The 22,425-nt window shown below is 71.0% G+C and carries 10 protein-coding genes and 1 pseudogene; 1 reads left to right on the plus strand and 10 read right to left on the minus strand.

Annotated elements, in window-relative coordinates:
• Together ADK57_RS51805 and ADK57_RS41835 are read right to left on the minus strand one after the other, a co-directional pair.
• Nucleotides 1-110 (minus strand): annotated as a pseudogene (locus ADK57_RS51805) (sugar ABC transporter permease); the annotation flags it as partial.
• A 241-nt stretch (nucleotides 111-351) separates the two neighbouring features.
• On the minus strand, nucleotides 352-564 hold the full coding sequence (locus tag ADK57_RS41835; RefSeq protein WP_053754986.1) for an MbtH family protein: 213 nt from the start codon (nucleotides 562-564) through the stop codon (nucleotides 352-354).
• A 260-nt stretch (nucleotides 565-824) separates the two neighbouring features.
• Here ADK57_RS41835 and ADK57_RS41840 point away from each other — a divergent pair, with 260 nt between their 5' ends.
• Entirely contained in the window at nucleotides 825-1,943 is a 1,119-nt protein-coding gene (locus ADK57_RS41840) for an alpha/beta hydrolase-fold protein (RefSeq protein WP_053754987.1), read from the plus strand.
• A gap of 123 nt (nucleotides 1,944-2,066) precedes the next feature.
• On the opposite strand, the gene ADK57_RS41845 is transcribed toward ADK57_RS41840, so the two are convergent.
• The 8 genes from ADK57_RS41845 to ADK57_RS41880 form a co-directional block, all read right to left on the minus strand.
• Nucleotides 2,067-3,767, minus strand: coding sequence for an ABC transporter ATP-binding protein (locus ADK57_RS41845; protein ID WP_053754988.1), 1,701 nt, complete (start codon nucleotides 3,765-3,767; stop codon nucleotides 2,067-2,069).
• Nucleotides 3,754-14,733 carry a non-ribosomal peptide synthetase gene (locus ADK57_RS41850; protein WP_053754989.1) on the minus strand — a complete coding sequence of 3,660 codons (10,980 nt, stop codon included), beginning with the start codon at nucleotides 14,731-14,733 and terminating at the stop codon, nucleotides 3,754-3,756. The genes ADK57_RS41845 and ADK57_RS41850 overlap by 14 nt, the downstream gene beginning before the upstream one ends.
• Nucleotides 14,734-14,790: 57 nt before the next feature.
• Nucleotides 14,791-16,578: an ABC transporter ATP-binding protein gene (locus tag ADK57_RS41855; protein WP_053754990.1), complete on the minus strand. Its 1,788-nt coding sequence runs from the start codon at nucleotides 16,576-16,578 to the stop codon at nucleotides 14,791-14,793.
• A 2-nt stretch (nucleotides 16,579-16,580) separates the two neighbouring features.
• Nucleotides 16,581-17,630: an iron-siderophore ABC transporter substrate-binding protein gene (locus ADK57_RS41860; RefSeq protein ID WP_053754991.1), complete on the minus strand. Its 1,050-nt coding sequence runs from the start codon at nucleotides 17,628-17,630 to the stop codon at nucleotides 16,581-16,583.
• Nucleotides 17,631-17,739: 109 nt separating this feature from the next.
• On the minus strand, nucleotides 17,740-18,579 hold the full coding sequence (locus tag ADK57_RS41865; RefSeq protein ID WP_053754992.1) for an ABC transporter ATP-binding protein: 840 nt from the start codon (nucleotides 18,577-18,579) through the stop codon (nucleotides 17,740-17,742).
• Nucleotides 18,580-18,602: 23 nt separating this feature from the next.
• On the minus strand, nucleotides 18,603-19,679 hold the full coding sequence (locus tag ADK57_RS41870) for a FecCD family ABC transporter permease (protein WP_053754993.1): 1,077 nt from the start codon (nucleotides 19,677-19,679) through the stop codon (nucleotides 18,603-18,605).
• Nucleotides 19,676-20,734, minus strand: a complete 1,059-nt coding sequence (locus ADK57_RS41875; protein ID WP_053755110.1) for a FecCD family ABC transporter permease — start codon at nucleotides 20,732-20,734, stop codon at nucleotides 19,676-19,678. Before ADK57_RS41875 ends, ADK57_RS41870 begins: the two co-directional genes overlap by 4 nt.
• A gap of 214 nt (nucleotides 20,735-20,948) precedes the next feature.
• Nucleotides 20,949-22,304, minus strand: a complete 1,356-nt coding sequence (locus tag ADK57_RS41880) for a lysine N(6)-hydroxylase/L-ornithine N(5)-oxygenase family protein (RefSeq protein ID WP_053754994.1) — start codon at nucleotides 22,302-22,304, stop codon at nucleotides 20,949-20,951.
• Nucleotides 22,305-22,425: the final 121 nt, after the last annotated feature.

The following is a 22,425-nucleotide window of genomic DNA, read 5'->3' on the forward strand; positions in this document are numbered from 1 at the left end:
ATCGAGGCGAGCGCGGTCACCCACACCAGGGCGACGTGCAGGATCGTCGGCACGCCCGCCATCAGGCCGAGCGTGATGCGGTCGCGGCGGGGGAGCAGGGGGGTTTTGCCCCCGGGGTGGAAGCGGGCGGCCGCCGCCTGGGTGGGGGGGCGGGAGCCGAGCGGCCGGACGCGCCGGTCGGCCTGCGGGCGAGTTGACGCCGTTGCCGGGCGTGGTCGAACTCCTGGGGCCTGCCTCCGAGTTGCCTTCGGCGAGGGAACGTCAGGTGTTTCTGATCGAGGCGCCCCGAGCTGCCGCTCACGCCGCGGACACCCAGGTTTGTCCTTGGGCGGGGCGGTTCGCTGTGCAGGGTCAGCCGTCCATGGACGCCGCGAGGGATCGGGGGCGCAGATCGGTCCAGTTGGCCTCGATGAAGTCCAGGCATGCCTCTCTGGTGTTCTCGTCGAGGACCATCGTCCACCCCCCGGGCACCTCGGCGAAGGACGGCCAGAGTGAGTGCTGGCCCTCGTCGTTCACCAGGACCAGGAATCGGCCTTCGGGGTCGTCGAAAGGGTTGGTGCTCATGCTCAGTGCCTCCTCGGTTCCGACGGGAACGGTGACAGCCGCGTCGAGAGCGCGGACCAGGGGTGGTTCCAGTGGTGATGGAAGCGAGTGCCATGATTAGGTTAGGCTCGCCTAATTCCTGTGAGCTTAGCCTTTGCCCTTCCCTCTCACAAGGAGACGTTCATGCCTTTGGTGATCGAACGGGTCCGCACCGAGGACGGCACGGAGTTGCCCGACACCGAGTTCATTCGGACCACGGGCTGCCACCTCACCGGCCGGCCATGACCGATCCCGTCCACGGCCTCGCGGCCGGCAGGGAGAACGCGTTCGTCGAGTTCGGACTGCCCGGCACGCCCGGCACCGACGAGTTCTGGGCGGCGGCGGGAACACCCGCATCGGTGCCCGCCGACGACGGCGGTTGGGTGACCTTGTTCCTGTGGCGCGGGTCTCCGGCGAGCATCGGCTTCGAGAGCTGGTCGGATCCGGTGCCGCTGCGCCGATGGGGCGAGACGGACTGCTGGTACGCCGAGGTGCGCATGCCCGCGCGGCTGCGGGTGACCTACCGGTTCCTCGCGGGCGACGCGGCGTACGCCGACCCCTTCAACCCGGTCGGTGCGGGCGGTGACCGGTCCATCGCCGCGACCCCGGACGCGCCGGCCCAGCCGCACTGGCCCGTGGTCGGCACCGGCAGCGACGCCGTACTGCCCCTCCCGCGCACCCGGATCCGCTGGGCCGGCGGACGGCTCGGCGGGCGGCGCACCGTGCGAGTCCACCCGGCGGGCGGCGGCGGACCGGTGGTCCTGCTGCTCGACGGGGACGACTGGCTGTACCTGCACCCGGCCATGAGTGCCTTCGACTCGGCCGTCGCCAGTGGCGAGATGCCCGCCGTCACGCTCGTCTTCCTTCCGACCAAGGACAGGGTGGCCGAGTTCGGATGCAGGCCCGAGCTGTGGGAGGCGGTCCGGGACGAACTGCTGCCGCTGGTGGCAGAAACGGGCGTACCCGCGGACCGGGACCGACTGGTGGTCGCCGGGCAGAGTCTCGGCGGGCTGAGCGCGATGTACGCGGCACTGGAGTTCCCGGAGCTGGTCTCTCGCGTCGCCTGTCAGTCGGCGTCGTTCTGGTGGACACCCGACGCCATGGACCTGGCAGACCCCTTGGGCGGCCCGGTCGGCGGCACCATCGCCGCCCGCCTGCGGGAGCGCCCCGACCTGTCGGGTCTCCGGGTCGCGTTCGACGTGGGGGAACACGAGACGCGGATGCTGCCCCACTGCGAACTGACCGAGGCCCTGGCCGAACAGGCCGGTGCGACCGTGCGGGTTTCGCGGTCGGCATCGGACCACGACCGAGCGGGCTGGCGGCACGCCCTGCTCAGGGATGTCGCCTGGGCGCTCGCTTAGCGCCTGTCCGGCGGATCATGCCGCAGACGCGGGGCTTGGCACGCCGATCTGCGGCATGCCAAGCCCCGCTCAAGGCGTGTCGCTGTCACCACCGTGCCGGGACAGCACACCCAGCAGGTCGGATCAGCGGGCCACCGCCAGGCAATAGGCCTCGTCCGTCGCCAGGAGGTTCCGATGGGTGTCCTCGGCGGTGATGACACCGTCGTCCAGGACAAGGACACGGTCGGCTGCGTCGAGGAGGGCCGGGCTGCTGGTGATCACGAGGGTGGTACGGCCCCGGCGCAGCTTCGCGACGTTGCGGGCGATGAGCTGCTCGGTGACCGCGTCGACGGCCGTCGTGGGGTCGTGCAGGACGAGGACGTCGGTGTCGGCGGCGAGGGCGCGGGCCAGGGACAGCCGTTGGCGCTGCCCCCCGGAGAGGTTCGCGCCGCGGTCGCGGACACCGTGGTCGAGTCCTTCGCGGTGGAGGGCGACGACGTCGGTCAGCATGGACGCCTCGACGGCCTCCGGGACCGTCCGGCTGGTGCCCGACGGGTCGATGTTCGTGCGGAGGGTGCCCGCGAAGATCTCCCCGTCGTACGGATTCACCAGCAGGTGCTCGCGGACCGCCTCGATCGACAGGTCCGCGAGCTCCTGCCCGCTGACCCGCACCACTCCCTCGTACGCGTCGGGAGGGACGTTCACGGCCAGCAGCGACGCGAGGTCGGCCGCCGCGCGCGGCTGGTAGGCGGCGATCGCCACGAACTCGCCGGCTGCCACCTGGAACTTCACTTTGCGCAGGGATCCGTATCGGACGCAGTCGATCTCGAGGGATCCGCCCGCGGCCGGGCGCTCCGGACCCGGCGTCGTGACCGGAGGCGCGGACAGCACCAGCGCCATCCGCTCGGCCGACGCGCGCGCGATCATCACGTACTTCGGCATCTCCGAGAACAGCTTGAGCGGTTCCATGATGAACTGCGCGAGACCCACGGCCATGACGAGCTCCCCGATGGAGATCCGGCCGTCGAACGCCAGCCGGCCCGCCGTCAGGGTCACGGCGGCGGCGAGGACCGCGTTGAGGGCCAACGCGGTGCCCGCGTACACGCCGTTCACCCGGGCGACGGTGATCGCCTGGTGCTTCGCCTCCGTGCTGACCGTCCGGTAGGACCGGAACGCCGCGTGATTGCCGCCGAAGCCGTGCAGCGGGCGCAGGCCGATGATGAGGTCGGCGACCTTCGCGCCCGCCCGTGCCACCCGGGCCTGCTGTTCGCGGGTACTGGCGCCGATCCGCCGGGACATCACGCTCAGGACGGACAGGATCGCGACGGTGCCCACGATCACCAGCAGGCCGAGCCGGAGGTCGGCCAGGCCCAGCGCGACCGCCGCGACCAGCACCGCGACCAGCGAGCTGATCAGCAGCGGCACCACCTCGATGATGTCGGCGGTCTGGTCGGCGTCCTCGGTGGCGATGGTCAGCACCTCGCCGGACTTGAGGTCGACGTCCCTGGCCACCGGCTGGAGTCCGCAGGCCGCGACCCGCACCCGCCAGCGGTGCGCCTCCGTCGTGTTGGCCTTCTGCAGGATGCGCATCCCGAACCGCCACGACAGCGACACGGTCGTGATGATCACGGCCAACGCGGCGATCGACAGGCCGAGCGAGCCGAGGCTCCGGTCCCGCATGGTGTGTTCGACGATCAGGCCGAGCGCGATGGGGAAGGCGGTCTCACCCGCCTGGTACAGGCCCATGAGGAAGGTGCCCCAGGCCATGGCGCCGACGTTGCGACGCAGTGCGGTCCGGAGGATGTCGGACCCCGGGCGGGGCCGCTGCGTGTCAGGAGTTGTCATCGAGGTGGTGGGCAATCGCTTCCGGGGTGCGCAGGGTGAACAGGTCTCGGATGGTGATCACAGGACCGAACTCCCGGCGGAGCAGCCCGCTCAGCCGCACCGCCAGCATGGAGTGCCCTCCCAGGGACACGAAGTCGCTCACCGCGCTCACCTCGTCGTCGTCCAGATCCAGTGCCTCGGCGAAGAACTCGCACACCACGGTCTCGGTCTCGCTCTCGGGTCCCCGCTCCCCCGCCGTGGTCAGCGCGCCCAGCGGCTTGGCCTCCGGCAACGCCTTCGTGTCAGCCTTCCCGTTCACCGTCAGCGGGATGCCGTCGACCTGGGCGTAGTGCGTCGGGCGAAGGAAGTCCGGCAGTCCGGCGCCCACTTCGGCGGCGACCGCCGCGAGGTCGGCGCCGTCAAGGACGAGGTAGGCGGCCAGCCGGTACGCCCCGTCGACCTGCGGGTCGGGCTGGGCGACCGCGGCGACGAACCGCACCGCCGGGTGCGCCGCGAACGCGGCCTCGACCTCGCCGGGTTCGACCCGGTGCCCCCGGATCTTGACCTGCTGGTCGGTTCGGCCCAGGTACATCAGGTTCCCGTCGGGCCGCCGGACCACCAGGTCCCCGGTGCGGTACATGCGCTCGCCGGGTTGGCCGAACGGGCACGCCACGAAGCGGTGCGCGGTCTGTGCGGGCTGCCCGAGGTAGCCGCGCGCGATGCCGATGCCCGACACGTACAGCTCCCCGGGAACCCCGTCGGGCACGGACCGCAGCCACGGATCCAGCACGTACACGTCCGTGTTGTCGATCGCCACTCCCACCACCGGGTCCTGACACTCGAAGGTGCCGACGCCGAGGGTGTTGATGGTGTACTCGGTCGGTCCGTACAGGTTGTAGCCGACCGTCCCCCCGGTCTCGGCGAGCCGCTGCCACAGTGTCGGGGTGACGGCCTCGCCGCCCAGCAGCACCAGTGCCGGCCGCCGTGCCGGATTGTCCAACAGCCCCTCGGCGACCAGCTGTTGCGCGTAGGTCGGGGTCACGTTGATGACGTCGATCCCGTGTTCAAGGCAGTACTCGACCAACCGGGGCGCGTCACGGCGCAGTTCCTCGTCGCAGATGTGCACTTCGTGGCCGTCGGCGAGCCACAGCAGTTCCTCCCACGACATGTCGAACGCGAACGACACGGTGTGCGCGATCCGGAAGACCCGGTGGTCGTGCTCCGCCAGCACCGGCTCGAAGATCCGGCGTTGATGGTTGATCAGCATGTTGGTGAGTCCGGCGTACTCGGTGACCACGCCCTTGGGCTTCCCCGTCGATCCGGAGGTGTAGATCGTGTACGCGGGGTGCCGCAGGCGGTCGGGATCGTCCGGCGCGAACGTCACGAACGGCTCGGCCTCGGGCAGCGGGCGGTCCAGCTCGATCAGGTCATTCAGGTCCATCAGGTCGCCGGTCAGCCGGGGCGACACGGTGCTCACCGTGAGGATCACGTCCGGGCGGGCGTCCGCGACGATCGCGGCGATCCGCTCGTCCGGGTGGTCCAGCTCCAGCGGCACGTACGCGGCTCCGACGCGCAGCACGGCGAACAGCGCCACGATCGAGTCGAGGGAACGCGGGATCGCGAGACCCACGGTCGTCTCGGGGCCGATGCCACGCTCTGCGAGCACACCCGCCACCGCGCGGCTGCGGTCCCGGAGCTCCGCGAAGGTCATGGTCGAGCCGTGGGCGACGAGCGCGACCCGCAGCGGATCGCGATCCGCCGCCCGGTCGAACCGGTCGAGGACGGTGTCCGTGCCGACGTCCGTGCGGGTGCGCTGGGGGGGCTGCGGCCCCAACCCCCGCAGTGCGCCGACCGGCCCGGTCGACCGGGCCAGGTCCTCGAGTACGCGCAGGTAGTCGTCGAGGAGACGCCGGGCGTTCTCGGTGTCGTCGTCGCGGTGCTCCAGCTTGACCGTGAGCCGGTCGCCGGGCGTGACGACCCAGGTGAACGGATAGTGGGTGGAGTCATCGGCCTTCACCGCGGTGATGCCGTGCCTGGCGTTCATCTCGGCGAACGCGTCCATGTCCAGGAAGTTCTGGAGCACGAACAGGTTGTCGAACAGGGTGTCGTGGCCACTGGCCCGCTGGATCTCGCCGAGGCCGAGGTGCTCGTGCCCCATCGCCTCGACCCTGGCCGTCTGCACGGCCGAGAGGTACTCGCGGACCGTGTCGTCCGGCCGTGCCCGCGTCCACATCGGCACGGTGTTGAGCAGCACGCCGACGATGTCGGACAGGTCCTCACCCTCCCGGCCGGAGACGGTCACGCCGAACACGGCGTCAGTGCGGCCCGTGTGCGCGCCGAGCAGGAGGCCGAAGGCTCCGGTCAGCACCGAGTTCAGCGTGACGCCGTGCGCCTTGGCCGCTTCCCGCAGGAGGTCCGACTGTTCGGCGGACAGCGTGTGCACGAGGGCGCGCGGCAGGTCGTCCGTGAGGGACGGCGTCGGCCCGGCGAGCAGCGTCGGGCCGGGGAGGCCGGCCAGGTGCTCCGCCCAGAAGCGTTCCGATACGGCGGAGTCCTTGGCGTCGAGCGCCCGGGCGTGGTCCTCGAAGCTCGGCGTGGCCGGGGCCGGGGCCGGCAACTCGCCCGCCAGGACTGCCTGATACGCGTCGAACAGGTCCCGCAGCACGATCTCGCGGGACCAGCCGTCCCACAGCAGCAGGTGGTAGCTGAGCAGCAGGCCGTCGCGGTCGTCCGGCAGCCGCACCACGGTCAGCCGGATCAGCGGCGGCTCACCCGGATCGAATCCCGTGTCGCGGTCCTGGGCGCACAGAGCCTCGACTTCACCGTCCGTCGACAGGTGGACCGTGCGGACATCGACCCGTCGACCGGCCTTGAGGACCTGCACCGGGTTTCCGTCGGCGTCGGTGGCGAAGCCGGCGCCCACGACCGGGTGTCGCACCATCACGTACGCCATCGCCTCGGCCAGCGCGTCGGTGTCCAGTCGCCGGTCGAAGCTGAACCAGCTCTGCGCGACGTAGTGTCCGGCCGAGCCCGCCATCTGGGCCTGGAAGAACAGGCCCCGCTGGAGCGGGGTGACCGGTGCCGTGCGCTCGGCCGTCGCGGAGGCGTCCGCGATGCGTTCCAGTGCGTTCCGCCAGCGCTCGGTGATCTCGTCGGGGATGCCCTCGGCGAGGGTGAAGGCCGCGTGCAGGCTTCCGGTGGCCTCGTCGAGCCACGCGTTGACCTCGACGGCGTACGGGCTGCCCTGATCGCCGCCGGTGAGGTGCAGCGCCTGGGACTCGCTGCCCCGCCCGAGGTAGTTGAACAGCACCTGCGGGCGGGCGGTCAGCAGCGGGGCCGTCTGCGGGTTGAGGTACCTGAGCCCGCCGTAGGCGACGTGCCCGCACTCGTCCGGCTGACGTTCGGCGACCTCGCGGGCCGCCGCGACGGGGTCGGTGTGCGGCGTGAGCCGTATGGGCGCGATGGAGGTGAACCAGCCGACCGTGCGGGTGTAGTCGTGGTGTTCAAGGACCGGGACCCGGCCGTGCCGCTCCAGATCGATCGCGAGATCGGTGGGCGACGGCTGGACGTGTGTCAGCGCGGTGCGCAGCGCACCGCACAGCAACTCGGTGAGACCGACACCGAGTGCGGCGGGCGCGGTACGCGTCACACGGTCGCTCACTTCGGGGGCGAGCACGACAGTCGTCTCGCGCAGTCTCCCGACCGCGGGCAGCAGCCCGGGGGCCTGGAGCGTGGTGACCCAGTGCCCGAGGTCGTCGATCACCTGGGCGGACCGGAGCGCCAGGGCTTCGGCGTACTCGGCATAGGACGTGGTCGGCGGCGCCAGGGCCGCCCCGCGCAGGGCGGTGGCCAGGTCGTCCAGCAGTACCAGCCAGGACACCGAGTCGACGGCGAGATGGTGCACGGTGACCACCAGGGTCCGGCTCGCCGCCAGCCACGAGAACGCGATGACGTGCCCGGACTCGGGGTCGAGCCGTCCGGCGGCTTCGTTCGCCGCGGTCGTCGCGTCGATCGCTTCGGTCGCGTCCGCCCGGACGACGGTGACTTCGCGGGCGGGTTCGGTGCGCAGTGCCCACACCCCGTGCTCGACGCGCAGTCGCAGCCGCAGGGCCGGGTGCGCGGCCACCACTGCGTTCGCGGCGCGCTCGACGTCGGCGAACCCGGTGCCCTCGGGGGCCACCAGCGTCCTGGCCTGGGCGAACCCGGCGAGCGATCCGCCCAGTTCCCGCTGGCGCAGGATGATCGGCGTCGGCGTCAGCGGGCCGTCCTCGCGACGGGCGGGCGCGGAGGCGAGGGCCTGCGCTGTGCGTGGTGTGCGTGCCCCCAGGTGCTCGGCGAGCGCGCGCGGCGTCCTGAACAGGAACACGTCGCGTGGCGCGATCGGCAGGCCGAGCGCCCTGGCCCGGTTGATCACGGTGATGGCGACGATGCTGTCGCCCCCGGCCCTGAAGAAGTCGGTGTCACCGTCCGCTTCGGAGCCGGGCAGCGTCTCGGCGAAGATGTCGACGAGTGCGGCGAACGTGGCATCACTCGCGGCCACCTGGGTGTCGTCCGGTGCGGCAGGCGCCGAGTCACGCGTGGCGGGGATGGCGTGCCGGGCGGCGCGGTCGGTCAGGGCCTTGCGGTCCAGCTTGCCGTTGACCGTGAGCGGCAGGGCGTCGACCGGCAGCACCCTGCCCGGCACCATGTGCACGGGCAGCTTCGCCGACAGCAGGGCGGTGAAGTCGCCGGGCACCCGGCCGACCACGTGGGCGACCAGGTGGTCGCCGCTGCCCGCGACGGTGACGGCCACGTCGGCCACACCGTCGAGTTCCCTGATCGCGGACTCCACCTCGCCCAACTCGATCCGGAAGCCCTTGAGTTGGACCTGGTCGTCGGCGCGGCCGGTGAACTCCAGCTCGCCGTCGAGCGTGCGGCGGGCGAGGTCGCCCGTGTGGTACATGCGGGAGCCGTCGCCCGCGAACGGGTTCGCCACGAACCGGCCCGCGGTGAGCCCCGGCCTGCCCAGATAGCCGAGGGACACCTGGTCGCCGGCGACGTAGATGGCGCCCACCCGGCCCGGCGGCACCGGCCGGAGCCGGTCGTCGAGCAGGTAGGTGACCAGGCCGGGAATCGGACCGCCGATCGGGCTGACGTCGTCGCCGAGATCGAAGTCCTCGTCGGTGAGCACCCGGTGGGTGACATGGACGGTGGTCTCGGTGATGCCGTACATGTTGACCAGCTCGGGCGAACCGGTGCCGTGCCGCTCGACCCAGCCGCGCAGCCGCCCGAGATCCAGCGCCTCGCCCCCGAAGATGATCCGGCGCAGTGCGGTGACCGGCTCGTCGGCATGCCGGTCGGCCTCGATGAACTGGTAGAAGGCCGACGGGGTCTGGTTCAGCACGGTCACTCCGCGCTCGCGGACCAGCCGGTGGAAGTCGACCGGGGAGCGGGTCAGTCCGTACTCCGGCACCAGCAGCTCACCACCGTGCGCCAGCGCGCCCCACAGTTCCCAGACCGCGAAGTCGAAGGAGAAGGAGTGGAACTGGACCCACACGTCGTGCGGGCCGAAGTCCATGCCGGGCCGGGTGTTCGCGAGCAGCGTCACCACACTGGAGTGCGGGACGACGACACCCTTGGGCCTGCCGGTCGATCCGGACGTGTAGATCACGTACGCGGGGTCGTGCCAACCGGCCTGGGGCCCGGGCCCGGTGGTGGCCGGCGGCAGCTCGTCGTCCTGCACGAGCACCCGGGCCGACACGCCCGCCCGGGCCAGCAGTTCCGTGAAGCGGTCCCGCTGGCGCCGGTCCACGAGGACGACCTGCGGTGCGGCGTCGGCGAGGATGTACTCCAGCCGTTCGTCCGGGTACGCCAGGTCCAGCGGCACGTACGCGCCGCCCGCGGTGACGATCGCGACCAGGGCGACGACCTGCTCCAGGGAGCGCGGGACGGCGACGGCGACCCGCTTGCCCGGCCCGACACCGGCCGCGCGCAGGGCCGAGGCCAACTCGTTCTTCGCGTCCGTCAGTTCGCCGTAGGTCAGGGACCGGGTACTCCCGTCGAGACCGCACCGGGTGACGGCGGTGGCGGCCGGGTCCCGGCGCGCGGCGGCGTCGAACAGTCCGCCCAGCGTTGTCGGGGTGACCCGAATGGCACCCGGGGTGTCCTCGGGCGCCAGGTCGTCGACCAGGGCGTCCGGCCGGGTGAGCAGCCCGGTGAGGGTCCGGGTGAAAGTGAGCAGGATCGCCTGGGCTCTCGCTTCCCGCAGCAGTTCACCGTCGTAGATCAGGTTGAAGCGGGGACGGCCGTCGAGTACGCGCTCCACCACCAGTGTCAGCGGGTAGTGCGGGGCGCCCTCGTTCACGATGTCGGTGATGACCAGCGTGTCGCCGGGCCGCCGCAGACCCTCGACATCGGTCGCGACGTCGAACACCACCAGAGTGTCGAACAGGGTGCCGGCTCCGGCCTCGCGGCCGATCCTCGCCAGCGAGACATGCTGGTGCGCCAGCACCACGCTCTGGTGTTCCCGCGCCGAGGCGAGCAGGTCGTGCGCCGTGGTGGTGCCGGTCCAACGGGCGCGCACGGGGATCGTGTTGATGAACAGACCCACCATGTCCTCGATGCCGGGCACGTCCGCGTCGCGCCCGGACACCGTGGAACCGAACACCACGTCCCTGCCGTGCAGGATGCCGCCCAGTGTCACCGCCCAGGCGCTGTGCACGGCCACGCTCAGCGGCACGCCGGCCGACCGGGCGGCCGCGTCGATGTCGTCCTGCGGTTCCACGGCGGTGTCGGCGAATCGGGCGGAGGGGGTGTGCCCCTCGGCGACCAGCGACGGGCCGGGCAGGTCGGCGAGCTGATCGCGCCATACCCGGTCGCTCTCGTCGTCGTCGCGTTCGGCGAGCCGGCTCACATAGTCGGGGAAGCCGCCGAGCGGGTGCACCGTGCCCGGCGCGTGGTACTCGGCCAGCAGCGCGCGGAGCATCGGCGGCACCGACCAGCCGTCGGCGATGATGTGGTGCACGGTCTGCACCAGGACGCTGCGGCCGGAGCCGGCGCGCAGCAGCGTGTACCGCATCAGGGGGCCGGTGGCCAGGTCGAACCCGGCGCGGCGGTCCCGCTCGGCGTGGTCACGGATCTCGTCGTCGGTGATGCCGGGGCGGTCCAGTGTCGTGAAGGGTGCTTCCACACCGCTCTCCAGCACGGAGACCACACGGCCGTCGGCGAGGGCCGTGAACCGCGCGGCCAGGTTCGGGTACAGCGTGAGCAGCCGGGTGGCCGCCGCCGCGAGCCGGTCGGCGTCCACCTCGCCGTCCAGCGTCAGCAGTTGCTGCTCGACGTAAGCGCCCGTGGAGTCGTCGTCGAAGACGGAGTGGAAGTAGAGGCCCTCCTGCAACGGGGTCAGCGGCAGGATGTCGCGCAGGGCCGGTCCGTCCAGGGCGTCGACGTCGGCCTGTGTGAGCGGCACCAGGCCGAAGTCGCTGGGAGAGTGGCCGCCTTGGTCGAGCGCGGCCAGTCCGGCCAGGGCCACCCGGAAGTACTCGCCGACGGTCGCGATGTCCTCGTCGGTGAACATCCCGTCGGGCCAGGAGATGGTGGTGACCAGTTCGTACGCGCCATGCGAGGCGGGTTCGGCGATCGCGTTGAACTCCAGGGCGCGCGGCAGGCGCATCCTCGGGTCGCGCTTCTCACCCAACTGACCTGTGGTGCCCGCGAGTTGCCAGTCGCCGGACGCGCCCACGTCGAAGCGGCCCAGGTAGTTGAACAGCACCTGCGGTGCGGGCGCGTCGAACTCGGTGTGGGTCAGGTAGCGCAGAGCACCGTAGGAGACGCCGTTGTCGGGCACGCGGGCGAGGTCTTCCTTGACGGCCTTGAGCGCGGCGGCCAGGTATTCGGGTGCGGTGAAGTCGGCCGCGGCGCCGGGGTCCAGGGTCACCGGGAACAGGGTGGTGAACCAGCCCACGGTCCGCGACAGTTCGGGCTCGAAGCCGACGGAGCCCGCCACGAACCGTCCTTCGCGGCCGTGGCCCTCGAGTTCGATGTGCGCGAAGGTCTGGTCCTGCCCGAGGTCGCGGCGCCACCGGGCGAGGGTGACGGCGAGCGCGGTCAGCAGGACGTCGTTGACGCCCGCGTGGAACCTCGCGGGGACCTCGCCCAGCAGCGCGGCCGTGACCTCGGGGCCGACCGAGACGGTCCGCACCCGCTCCCCCGCGACGGTGTCGGCTGCGGACAGCGCCCGCCTGCCCACCGGTTGGTCCTCGGCCGGCAGGGGACGCCAGTAGTAGGCGCTGTCCGCGTCGAACGCCGCGCGCTCCAGCAGCTGGGTCCAGCGCCGGAACGACGTGCCGGCCGGGGGCAGTTCGATGGGCGCGCCCGAGGCGAACTGCCGCCACGCCGTGGCCAGGTCCTCCATCAGGACCCGCCAGGACACTCCGTCGATCACCACGTGGTGGACGACCACGACGAGTTGCCGTGCCTCGCGGCGCCAGACCGCACGCAGCATCACACCGCCCGCCGGGTCCAGCCCGTCGGTGGCGAGCGCGACGCACTCGTCGAGCGGTCGGTCGCTCTCCTGCCACCCCGCGACGGCCTGCCCTGCGAGGGCCCGGTCCGGCTCCGGGATGTCGAAGCTCCAGCGGGCGCCGCGCACCAGCTTGGCGCGCAGCATGTGGTGCCGTCCGACCACGGCGGCGAGGATGTCGTCGAGGGCGGCGGCGGTCAGGTCCGCGGGGGTGTTCAGCACCACCGACTGCACGAAGCCGTCGATCGCGTCCGTGGTCTCGCCGAGCCATTGCACGATGGGCGAGCCCACGACGGAACCGGTCGCGACATCGCCGTGGTCCGTGGTGGAGACGTCCTCACGGCTCGCCACGGCCGCCAGCGAACCCGCCGTGCTGTTGGTGAAGATCTGCCGTGCCGTGACGTGGAGACCGGCGTCGCGCAGCGCACTCAGCAGCGAGATCGCCAGAATGCTGTCTCCGCCGAGCTGGAAGAAGTCCTGGTCGACGCCGACCTCGTCCAGCCGCAGCACCGCCGCGACCACCGCACACACCACGCGCTCGTTCTCGGTGGCGGGCGGGACGAGCGAGCCCGCCCCGATCGCGGGCTCCGGCAGCGCGTTCCGGTCGAGCTTGCCGTTGGCGGTGAGCGGGAACTCCTTCATCACGACGATGTGGGCGGGCACCATGTACTCCACCATGTGCAGGGCGGCCCACGCCTTGACCTCGTCCGCCCGCAGGTCCTGGCTGCCGGTGGCCGGGATCACGTACCCGACCAGATAGGTGCCGCCCGCCGCGTTCTCCTTCGCGACGACGCAGGTGTGCCGTACGCGGGGGTGCTCCGCGAGACCGGCCTCGACGTCCTCGATCTCCAGCCGCATACCGCGGATCTTGATCTGGTTGTCGGCCCGGCCGAGGAAGTCCAGCGACCCGTCCGGCGCGAACCGCGCGAGGTCACCGGTCCGGTACAGCCGGGAGCCGTCGCCGGCGAAGGGGTTCGCCACGAAGCGGGATGCCGTCAGGCCGGGCGCGTTGACGTACCCGCGCCCCAGGAGGAACCCACCCACGTACAGCTCGCCGCCGACCCCGACCGGGACCGGGCGCAACTCGTCGTCCAGCACGTACAACCGGGTGTTGGGGTTGGCCTTGCCGATCGACGTCGACAGGCGTTCCGCCGTGCCCCGGTAGACGACGTGCGAGACACCGATCGTCGTCTCGGCCGGGCCGTAGCCGTGGTACATGGGGATGTCGAGGCGGGTGCGGAACCGCTCGTACAGCTCCGGGGTCAGCACCTCGCCGCCGCACCACACGTGCCGCAGGCTGTCGAGGCGGCCGGAGCCGGCCACCATCTCCAGCAGCACGTCCAGCATCGACGACACCAGATACGTGAAGGTGACGCGCTGCTCGGCGATCACGCTCAGCAGGTGGTGCGGGTCGCGTTCGCCGCCGGGCCGCAGGACCACCACCCTGCCGCCGCACACCAGCGGCAGGAAGATCTCGTTGATGGAGATGTCGAAGGACAACGGGGCCTTGAACAGCGACGCGTCGTCGGGGCCGAAGCCCAGGATCTCGCCGACCTGCCACAGCAGGCGCTCGCTGATGGCTTCGTGCCGGATCATCGCGCCCTTGGGCCGCCCGGTCGAACCGGACGTGAACATCACGTACGCCAGGGCGGGGCCGAGGACGGTGACCCCGGTCGCCTCGGCGGGGTAGGACCCGAACCGCCAGTCGCGGAGGTCGACGGCCACGGCTTCCGGTTCATCCGGGGCGTGTTCGCCCGAGTCGTTGAGCTGCACCACGACCCTGGCGTCTTCGATGACGACGGCGCGGCGCGCGGCGGGCCACTGCGGATCGAGCGGTACGAACGCGCACCCCGCCTGGAGCACGCCGAGCAGCCCGATCACCATGTCGGCGGAGCGGCCCAGGGAGATGCCGACGACCTGTTCGGGGGCCAGTCCGCGTTCGATCAGATGGTGGGCCAACTGGCTGGACAGCGCGGCTGCCTGACGGTAAGTCAGCGATCGGTGCTCGTCGACGACGGCGACGGCGTCCGGCCTGCTCCGCGCCTGCTCGAGGAACATCTCCACGATGGTCGGGCGGACCCGGTCGGCCCCGGTGTCGTTCCACTCGGCAAGTGCCTCGAGCCTCGCCGCCGCACTGGACGGGCCGATGGTGCCGATGGGCCGGTCAGGGAAGTCCGCCAGGTCGTCCAGTGCGAGCTGCGCGTCGGCCGGCCCGACGCCCTCCGGGACCGCGATGCTCCGGCCGTCCGCACCGACCTCCCAACCGCCGGGCCCTGCCCCGCCGTTGTCGACCCACCCGAGAACGTCGGCGAACAGAGTGCCGGGGCCAAGGTCGATGCCGTCGGGGCTGCGGCCCGTCGCCCAGTACGACAGCCCGATGGCGCACGCCTCGGCGATGGTCCTGTCGGAGAAGTCGCCGGTTCGCCGGCGCACCTCGGCCAGGCGCGCGGGAGAGAGCAGTAGGAGACGAGCGCTCGGTTCCATCATCGAAGACTCAACGCCCTTCTACGGTACGAAAGTCGGCCCAGCCTGAATCGGGGTTTCCTAACTTCCTTCTCGCCAGGCCCGCCACAGCCGCGCATACCGGCCGCCCAGAGCCACCAGCTCCTCGTGAGTTCCTTGCTCCACCACGCGTCCCGCGTCCAACACGGCGATCCGGTCCGCCGCCATGGCCTGGGTCAGCCGGTGCGCCACGAACAACGTGGTCCGGCCCGCGCACGCGGCCAGTACGGCCCGCTCCAGCTCGGCGGCGCCCTCGCTGCCCGCCTCCGCGGTCGACTCGTCGAGCACCACCACCGGCGACCGGCCCAGCACCAGCCTGGCCAGGGCGATCTGGGCGACCTTGGTGACGTCCAGGCGCTCGCCGCCCTCGCCGACCATGGTGTTGAGCCCGTCCGGCAGCGCGTCGACCCACCCGTCGGCGCCGACCGTGCGCAGCGCGTCCATCAGCTCGGCGTCGGTCGCTTCTGGTGCGGCCAGCCGCATGTCGTCGGCGAGCGGGCCGGAGAACACGTGCGTCTCCTGCGTCAGGAGGCTCACCAGGGCCCGCGCCCCGGCCTCGTCCAGACCGGCGAGGTCGGTGGACCCGATGCGCACCGACCCGGCCTGAGGGGTTCCGATGCCCGCGACCAGTGCGGCCAGGGTCGTCTTGCCCGCGCCCGTCGCCCCCACCAGGGCGAGCGAAGCGCCGGCCGGGATCGTCAGGTCGACATCCCTCAGGACCGGCTCCTCGGTGTCGGGATAACTGAACGTCAGCCCCTCCACCGTCACCGGGTATGACCCGGCGCCCGCCGCAGCGACGGCCGTGTCGCCCACCAGCCGCTCCTCCGCGGGCTCCCCCAGCACCCCGACGAGCCGGGTCAGGCTCGCGCCCGACTTCTGCGCCTCGTCGAAGGTGAACATGATGGCGCCCAGCGGGGTGAACAGCCGGTGGAACAGCAGCGGGGCCGCCGACACCTCGCCCAGGCTGGCGGCGTCGGCCTCCAGCAGGGCGTATCCCACCACGATGATCAGGACCAGCCCGATGAACTCGGCGCGGTTCTCCCTGCCGACGAACCGGCCGAAGAACCGGAACACCTCGATGCCGAGATCGCGCACCCGCCACGACTCCCTGGTGACCTGTTCGCGGAAGTCGTCCTCGAGGCGGTACGCCCGGACCGTGTCGATCCCGTTCAGACCGCTGATCAACGCCTGCGCACGGTCGGCCTGGGCCACCCGCTGCTTCTGGTACAGCGGGGCGGACCGGGGCAGGTACCAGCGCAGGGCCAGCGCGTACGCGGGCAGCGCGCCGGCGCCCGCCAGGCCGAGCCGCCAGTCCAGTCCGAACATGCCGGCCGTGGCGATGACGACCAGCACTCCCGCCGAGAACACCGTGGGGACGGCCGTGCGTATGCCCTTGGAGATCACGGCCACGTCGTCACCGACCCGGGACAGCACGTCTCCCCTGCCGACCTGCTCGATCCGTGCGCTCGGCATCCCCAGCACCGCCCGGACCGCGCCTTCCCGCAGTCGCGCGAGCAGATCCGCGCCCAGCCGCCCGATCAGGTAGGTCGACAACGCGGTGGCCGCGGCACCGAGCAGCGCGGCCGCCACCATCAACACCCCGACCCTCACCAGGATCGAGCGCGATTCGCCCTCGACGACCCCGTCGACCACCCGGCCGAGCAGGAGCACCGGGAGCACCTGGAGCGCCGCCCCGGCCACCGTGGTGAGCACGGTGGCGACCGTCAGCCACGGCACCTCGCGGCAGTGCGCCGCGACCCATCGGCCGGCCTCGCGTCCGGTCGCCGTGCGCAGGGTCGCCGGGGCGACGCGCGTGTCGGCGGTGCTCACACCTACTCGGCCGACTTGACGAGCTCGTCGATCGCGTACGGCATGGACAGCAGGGTGCCCTGGGAGATGGCCGCGCCGACCGCCGGGCCTTCACTGTCCAGCAGGTACGACACCTTGCCGTTCTTCACGGCGTCCAGGTTGGTGAACAGCTTGAACTTCTTCAACGCTTCCGTGTCCGCCTTGTCGTTGATGACGAAGATGCGGTCGACGTCGATCAGGTCGATGCGCTCGGGGGAGAGTTTGGTGTAGAAGCTGCCATCCGCGACCTTGTCGATCTCGGTCTGGTACGTGAAGCCGATGCCCGTCACCAGCCGCCCGCGCACGTCGGTGGAGGTGAACGGCGCCACCGAGTCCTCGTACCAGGACAACGCGACGGCTCTCTCGCCCGCGACCCCGGGGTGTGCCTTCTTGGCCTCGTCGAGCCGGCCCTGGATGTCGTCCACCATCTTCTCGCCCTCCTCGGCCTTGCCGAGCGCCTTGGCGATGTGCAGCGCGTTGTCCTGCCACGGCGCGCTGAACGGCTCCTTCTCGGCCTTGGTGCGGCCCACCGTCGGGGCGATCCTGGAGAGCTTGTCGTAGGCGGCCTGGTCGATCTCGGAGTAGACCGCGATGATCAGGTCCGGCCGCAGGGCGGCGATCTTCTCGTAGTTGGGGCCGGAGTCGCCGTTGCTCATGATGACTTCGGGGCGGCTGTCGCCCCACTTGTCCTTCACCCAGGGCCACTGGGTGTTGATGTCGGGGGTCTTGCCCGCCGGGTTCGGGTACTGGTCGACCATGCCGACCGGCTTGATGCCGAACGCCAGGATGGTCTGGTCGTCGGTGTAGCCGACGGAGACGACCCGCTGCGGAGCCTTGGTGACCTTCGTGGATCCGAACGCGTGCTCCACGGTGACCGGGAATGCACCGGCGGCGGCAGCCGGGGTGTCGTCGCTCGGCTCGTCCGCCGAGTCGGAACCGCAGCCCGCGAGGAGGCCGACTCCGAGGGCCGCGGCGGACAACATCGCCGCCAGCCGCCGCCGGGATCTCTTGGGCATCGTTCGATGGAGGAGCATCCGACATCCCTTGCTCGCGCTGTCCACTGCGCCCCCACATAAGGGCAGGCAAACCTTACCGTGCACAGGTGAGGCTAGGCTAGCCTAACTTCTACAACTTTATTGGGAACTAGTCGAGTTGGACGTGTGTGCGACCGATCGGCACGATGAGCGGCCGCCTGCCCACCGGGTCGTCGATCACCTTGGCGCGCAGCCCGAACGCCTCGTGCAGCAACTCGGCGGTGATCACGTCACGCGGGTGCCCCTGGGCCAGGATCGACCCCTCCCTCATCACGATGAGGTTGTCGCTGTAGCGCGTGGCCAGATTGAGGTCGTGCAGCACCATGACCACCGTGCACCCCGACTCGTGCAGGTCGTCCACCAGGTCGAGCACGTCGACCGCATGCGCCAGGTCCAGGTAGGTGGTCGGCTCGTCGAGGAGCAGCAGGTCGGTTCCCTGAGCCAAGGTCATCGAGATCCAGACGCGCTGACGCTGCCCGCCGGACAGCGCGTCGACCGGACGGTCGGCCAGATCGGACACCCCGGTCATGGCCAGGGCGCGCTCCACCACGGCGGCATCGTCCGACGACCACTGCCGAAGCCAACTCTGGTGCGGATGGCGGCCCCTGGCGACCAGGTCGGACACCGTCAGCCCCTCCGGCGCGACCGGCGCCTGCGGCAGCAGACCGAGCTTCTTCGCCACCTCCCTGGTCTTGAGCCTGACGATGTCCTCGCCGTCCAGCACGACCGTCCCCTTGGTCGGCTTGAGCAGCCGCGACAGGGTCCGCAACAGGGTCGACTTCCCGCAGCCGTTGGGGCCGATGATCGTGGTGATCACCCCCGGCGGGATCGCCACGTCCAGATCGTCGATGACGATCCGGGTGCCGTACCCGACCGTGACACCCTTCGCTGCCAGCCGTGAGGCGTCATCGACCGCGGACTCGATCCCGGTGACGTACTGAGCGACCACAAGCCCCCCTTATTTAGGTATGCCTAACTTTTGTACACCTGTCTGCGGTTCGCCCGCACCAGCAGATAGACGAGGAAGGGGCCGCCGATCGCGGCGGTGACCACGCCGACCGGGAGTGCGATCGGCAGTGCCGTGCGCGCGACCAGGTCCGCGCCGATCAGAAGCAGCGCGCCCACCAGGCCGGAGGCCACCATCGGCGGCGTCGGACACCGCGCCAGACGCATCGCCACCTGTGGCGCCACCAGCGCGACGAACGGGACCGGACCCGCCGCGCTCACCGCCACACCGGCCAGCAGGACCGCGCACAGCAGCAGGACCGCCCGCACCATCGAGTACCGGACGCCCAGGCCCGCGGCGACCTCGTCGCCGAAGTGCATCGGCTTGAACTGGAACGCGACACACGCCACGACGACCATCAGGACGAGCGTGCACCAGAGCGCGATCCAGACCTCGTTCCACGACCGGTTGTCCAGCGAGCCGACCAACCACGCCTGGGCCCGGGCCACGTCCCTGATGTCGGCCGTGACCAGCAGCCAGGTCGTGATCGCCTCCGTCACTGCACTCACCGAGATGCCGATGAGGATGAGCCGGAAGCCGTCGATCCCGCGCCGCCACGCCAGGAAGTACACCAGCAGCCCCGTGCCGAGACCGCCCGCGAGCGCCGCCGCGGACAGGCCCACGGAGTCGACGACGGCCGCGGCGGTCCCGCCCGACACCGTCACCAGGAACACCGCGACCGCGCTGGCGCCCCCGGTGATCCCCAGAATGTCGGGGCTGGCCAGCGGATTGCGCGCGATGGACTGCGTGATCGCCCCGGACACCCCCAGCGCGATTCCCACGACGAGCCCGGCCAGGGCACGCGGCATCCGCAGGTCCATGATCACGAACTCGTCGACCTGCCCGCCGCGGCCGAGGATGGTGGCGATCACCCGGGACAGGCCGATGGGGAAGTCCCCGACACCGATGGACAGGCAGAACACCAGGAAGGCCGCCGTCGCCAGCAACAGCGTGACGAAGGCGATCCAGGGCCGCCAGACGAACGACACACCGCCGAGCCGCACGCCGGGCGTCACCGAGGGCTTCACGTCTGTCCCGTTCATGCGTTCTTGAACTTTCCGCGCCACACCAGAGCCGCGAAGAACGGGGCGCCGAGGAGAGCGACGACGACACCCGCGTCCAACTCGCCCGGCCGCACCACCAGACGCCCCACGATGTCGCAGGCCAGCAGGACGACGGCTCCGAGCAGACCCGCGTACGGAACCAGCCAGCGATAGTCCGGTCCGGTCAGGTAACGGGCCACGTGGGCAACCATGAGCCCGAGAAACGCGATGGGGCCGCAGGCCGCCGTCGCCGCGCCCGCCAGCAGGGTGATGGCGGCGATGCCGACGGTCCGGCTCAGCGCGATGTTCACTCCCAGCCCCCGCGCCACGTCGTCACCCAGGTTGAGCAGGTTGATGGCGGGCAGCGTGGTCAGCGCCAACACCAACCCGACCGCGATGAACGCGGCCACCGGCCAGATGACGTCGAATCCGACACCCGCCACGGAGCCCGCGTTCCAGAACCGCAGCGCGTTCAGCGAGGCCTGGTCCGACAGCGCGACCGCCGTGGTCATCGCCGCGAGGAACACCGTGATCCCCTGACCGGCCAGTGCGAGCGTCAACGGGTTGCCGGCCCCCCGGCCGATGCTGGCGAGTCCGAACACGACGACACCGGCGACCGCCGCCCCCAGGAAGGCGAACCAGACGTACTGGAACGGGTTGGAGAACCCGAACACGGCGATCACCGACACCACGGCGAACGAGGCGCCGGCGTTCACCCCCAGCAAGCCCGTGTCGGCGATCGGGTTGCGCGTGTACCCCTGGATCAACGCCCCGCCGACCCCCAGGGCGACGCCCGCCACGATCGCGAGCACCGTCCGGGGCACCCGTACGGTCCGGACGATGAGCCGGATCTCGGTGAGCCGCTGGCCGGAGTCCGGCGCCGCGAACAACCCGTGCCACACCTCGGCGGGACTCAACGCGCGCGCACCGACGGCCAACGACACCGCCCCCGCGGCCATGAGGATCACCACCAGCGTGCCCAAACCCACAACCCGCCGCCGACGGGCCTCTGTTGTGCCTCCGGGCGCGGGGCGCTCCACCGCAGTCGTGCCCATGTCGACGTACGTCATCCCCTTGATCGGCCGGCCGCGCATGGCCAGTGGGTCGAACAAACTCCCCCGGGAGGGGAGTTGGCGAACCCCGTCGGCACAGGGCGTGTACCAGTGGACACGGATGTTCCTTTCACGGCGTTGCGCGGTGCTGCCGCGTCCGCCGGGTGCGGTTCCACCAGGCGGGCGCGGCGGTGTCGGGGGCGAACCGGTGAGCGGACTAGCGGGCGGTGCTGCCGGTTCCGTCGGCGACCGTCCGGGCCTCGTCGGAACCGGGCTTGAGGCCCCGGTCGAGGAGCGAGCCCAGGATCTCGCCGACCCTGATGGCGGTGTTGGACAGCAACGGCGACGTGATGCCGTGCGTGTGCTCCGTACCGCCCTGGAGGTAGATGCCGCAGCGCAGGCCGGGGTCCGTCACGATCCGGTAGTCACGCTCGACGCGAACGCGGCCCTCGTCGTCGCGGTGGCAGAGGTCGCCGACCTCGCCGAGGAGGCCGAGGGGGTCGGCCGGGCTGTAGCCGGTGGCGAAGACCACGACATCCGCGTCCAGGGGAGTCTCCTCGCCGGTGACGAGGGAGGTGACGGTGGCACGCACCTTGTCCGGCGTCTCCTCGACGTCGGTGAGCCGGGACACGTTGAGGAAGCGCAGCCGCTCGGTGCCGAGGACCTTCTCCTGGTACATCTGGCGGTACAGGTCGTCGATCAGGTCGATGTCCACCACGGAGTAGTTGGTGTTGCCGTGGTAGTCCATCAGCCGGCGCTTGACGTTCTCGGGCGCGGCGAAGTACTCGTCGACCGCCGCGGGGTCGAAGATCCGGTTGGCGAAGCTGCTGTCGTCGGCGGGGCTGTAGCCGTAGCGGGAGAAGACCGCGCAGACCTCGGCCCGGGGGAAGCGGCGGTGCAGAAAGGCGACGTTCTCGGCGGCGCTCTGCCCGGCGCCCACGACGATGAACCGAGACGGTGAGGTGCCCTCCAGTGCGTCGACTCTCGCCAGCAGTTCGGAGTTGTGCCAGATGCGGTCGCCGCGCTCCACGCTCTTGGGCATGAGGGGACGCAGCCCGGTACCGATGACGAGGTTGCGGGCCCGGTGGACCGCGAGCCCCTCCCCCGACCTGACCGTCACCTCCAGGTACTCCACGACGCCGTCACGGAGGGCAGGCGCGACGCCGACGACCTCGTGACCGTAGGAGACCATGTCCTCGACCTTGGCCGCGGCCCACTCGAAGTAGTCGTGGAACTCCACCCGCAGCGGGAAGAGGTTCTTGTGGTTGATGAAGTCGATCAGCCGTCCCCTGCTCTTGAGGTAGCAGAGGAAGCTGAACTCACTGGCCGGGTTCCGGAGCGTCACCAGGTCCTTGAGAAAGGACACCTGCATGGTCGCGTCGTCGATCAGCATGCCACGGTGCCAGCCGAAGTTCGGCTGCTGCTCGAAGAAGTGAGCGGTGACCGCCTCCTGGCTGCCGGCGCGTGCGTTGTGCTCGCTGAGCGCGATCGCCATGGCCACGTTGGAGGGTCCGAAGCCGATGCCGATGAGGTCGTGGACCAGAGGTGCGTCGCCAGGAAGAACCTGTGACATGTCACTCCCATCTTGCGGGCGGCCGGTTGCCCGGCTCGGAGATACGGGAGGAGGGCACGCAGCATGGCGAACCCGTGAAACTTAGGGAAGCCTAAGCTTATGCTGTGAGACTGTCGATGGG

Source organism: Streptomyces sp. MMG1533, from assembly GCF_001279775.1.
Lineage (GTDB): Bacteria > Actinomycetota > Actinomycetes > Streptomycetales > Streptomycetaceae > Streptomyces.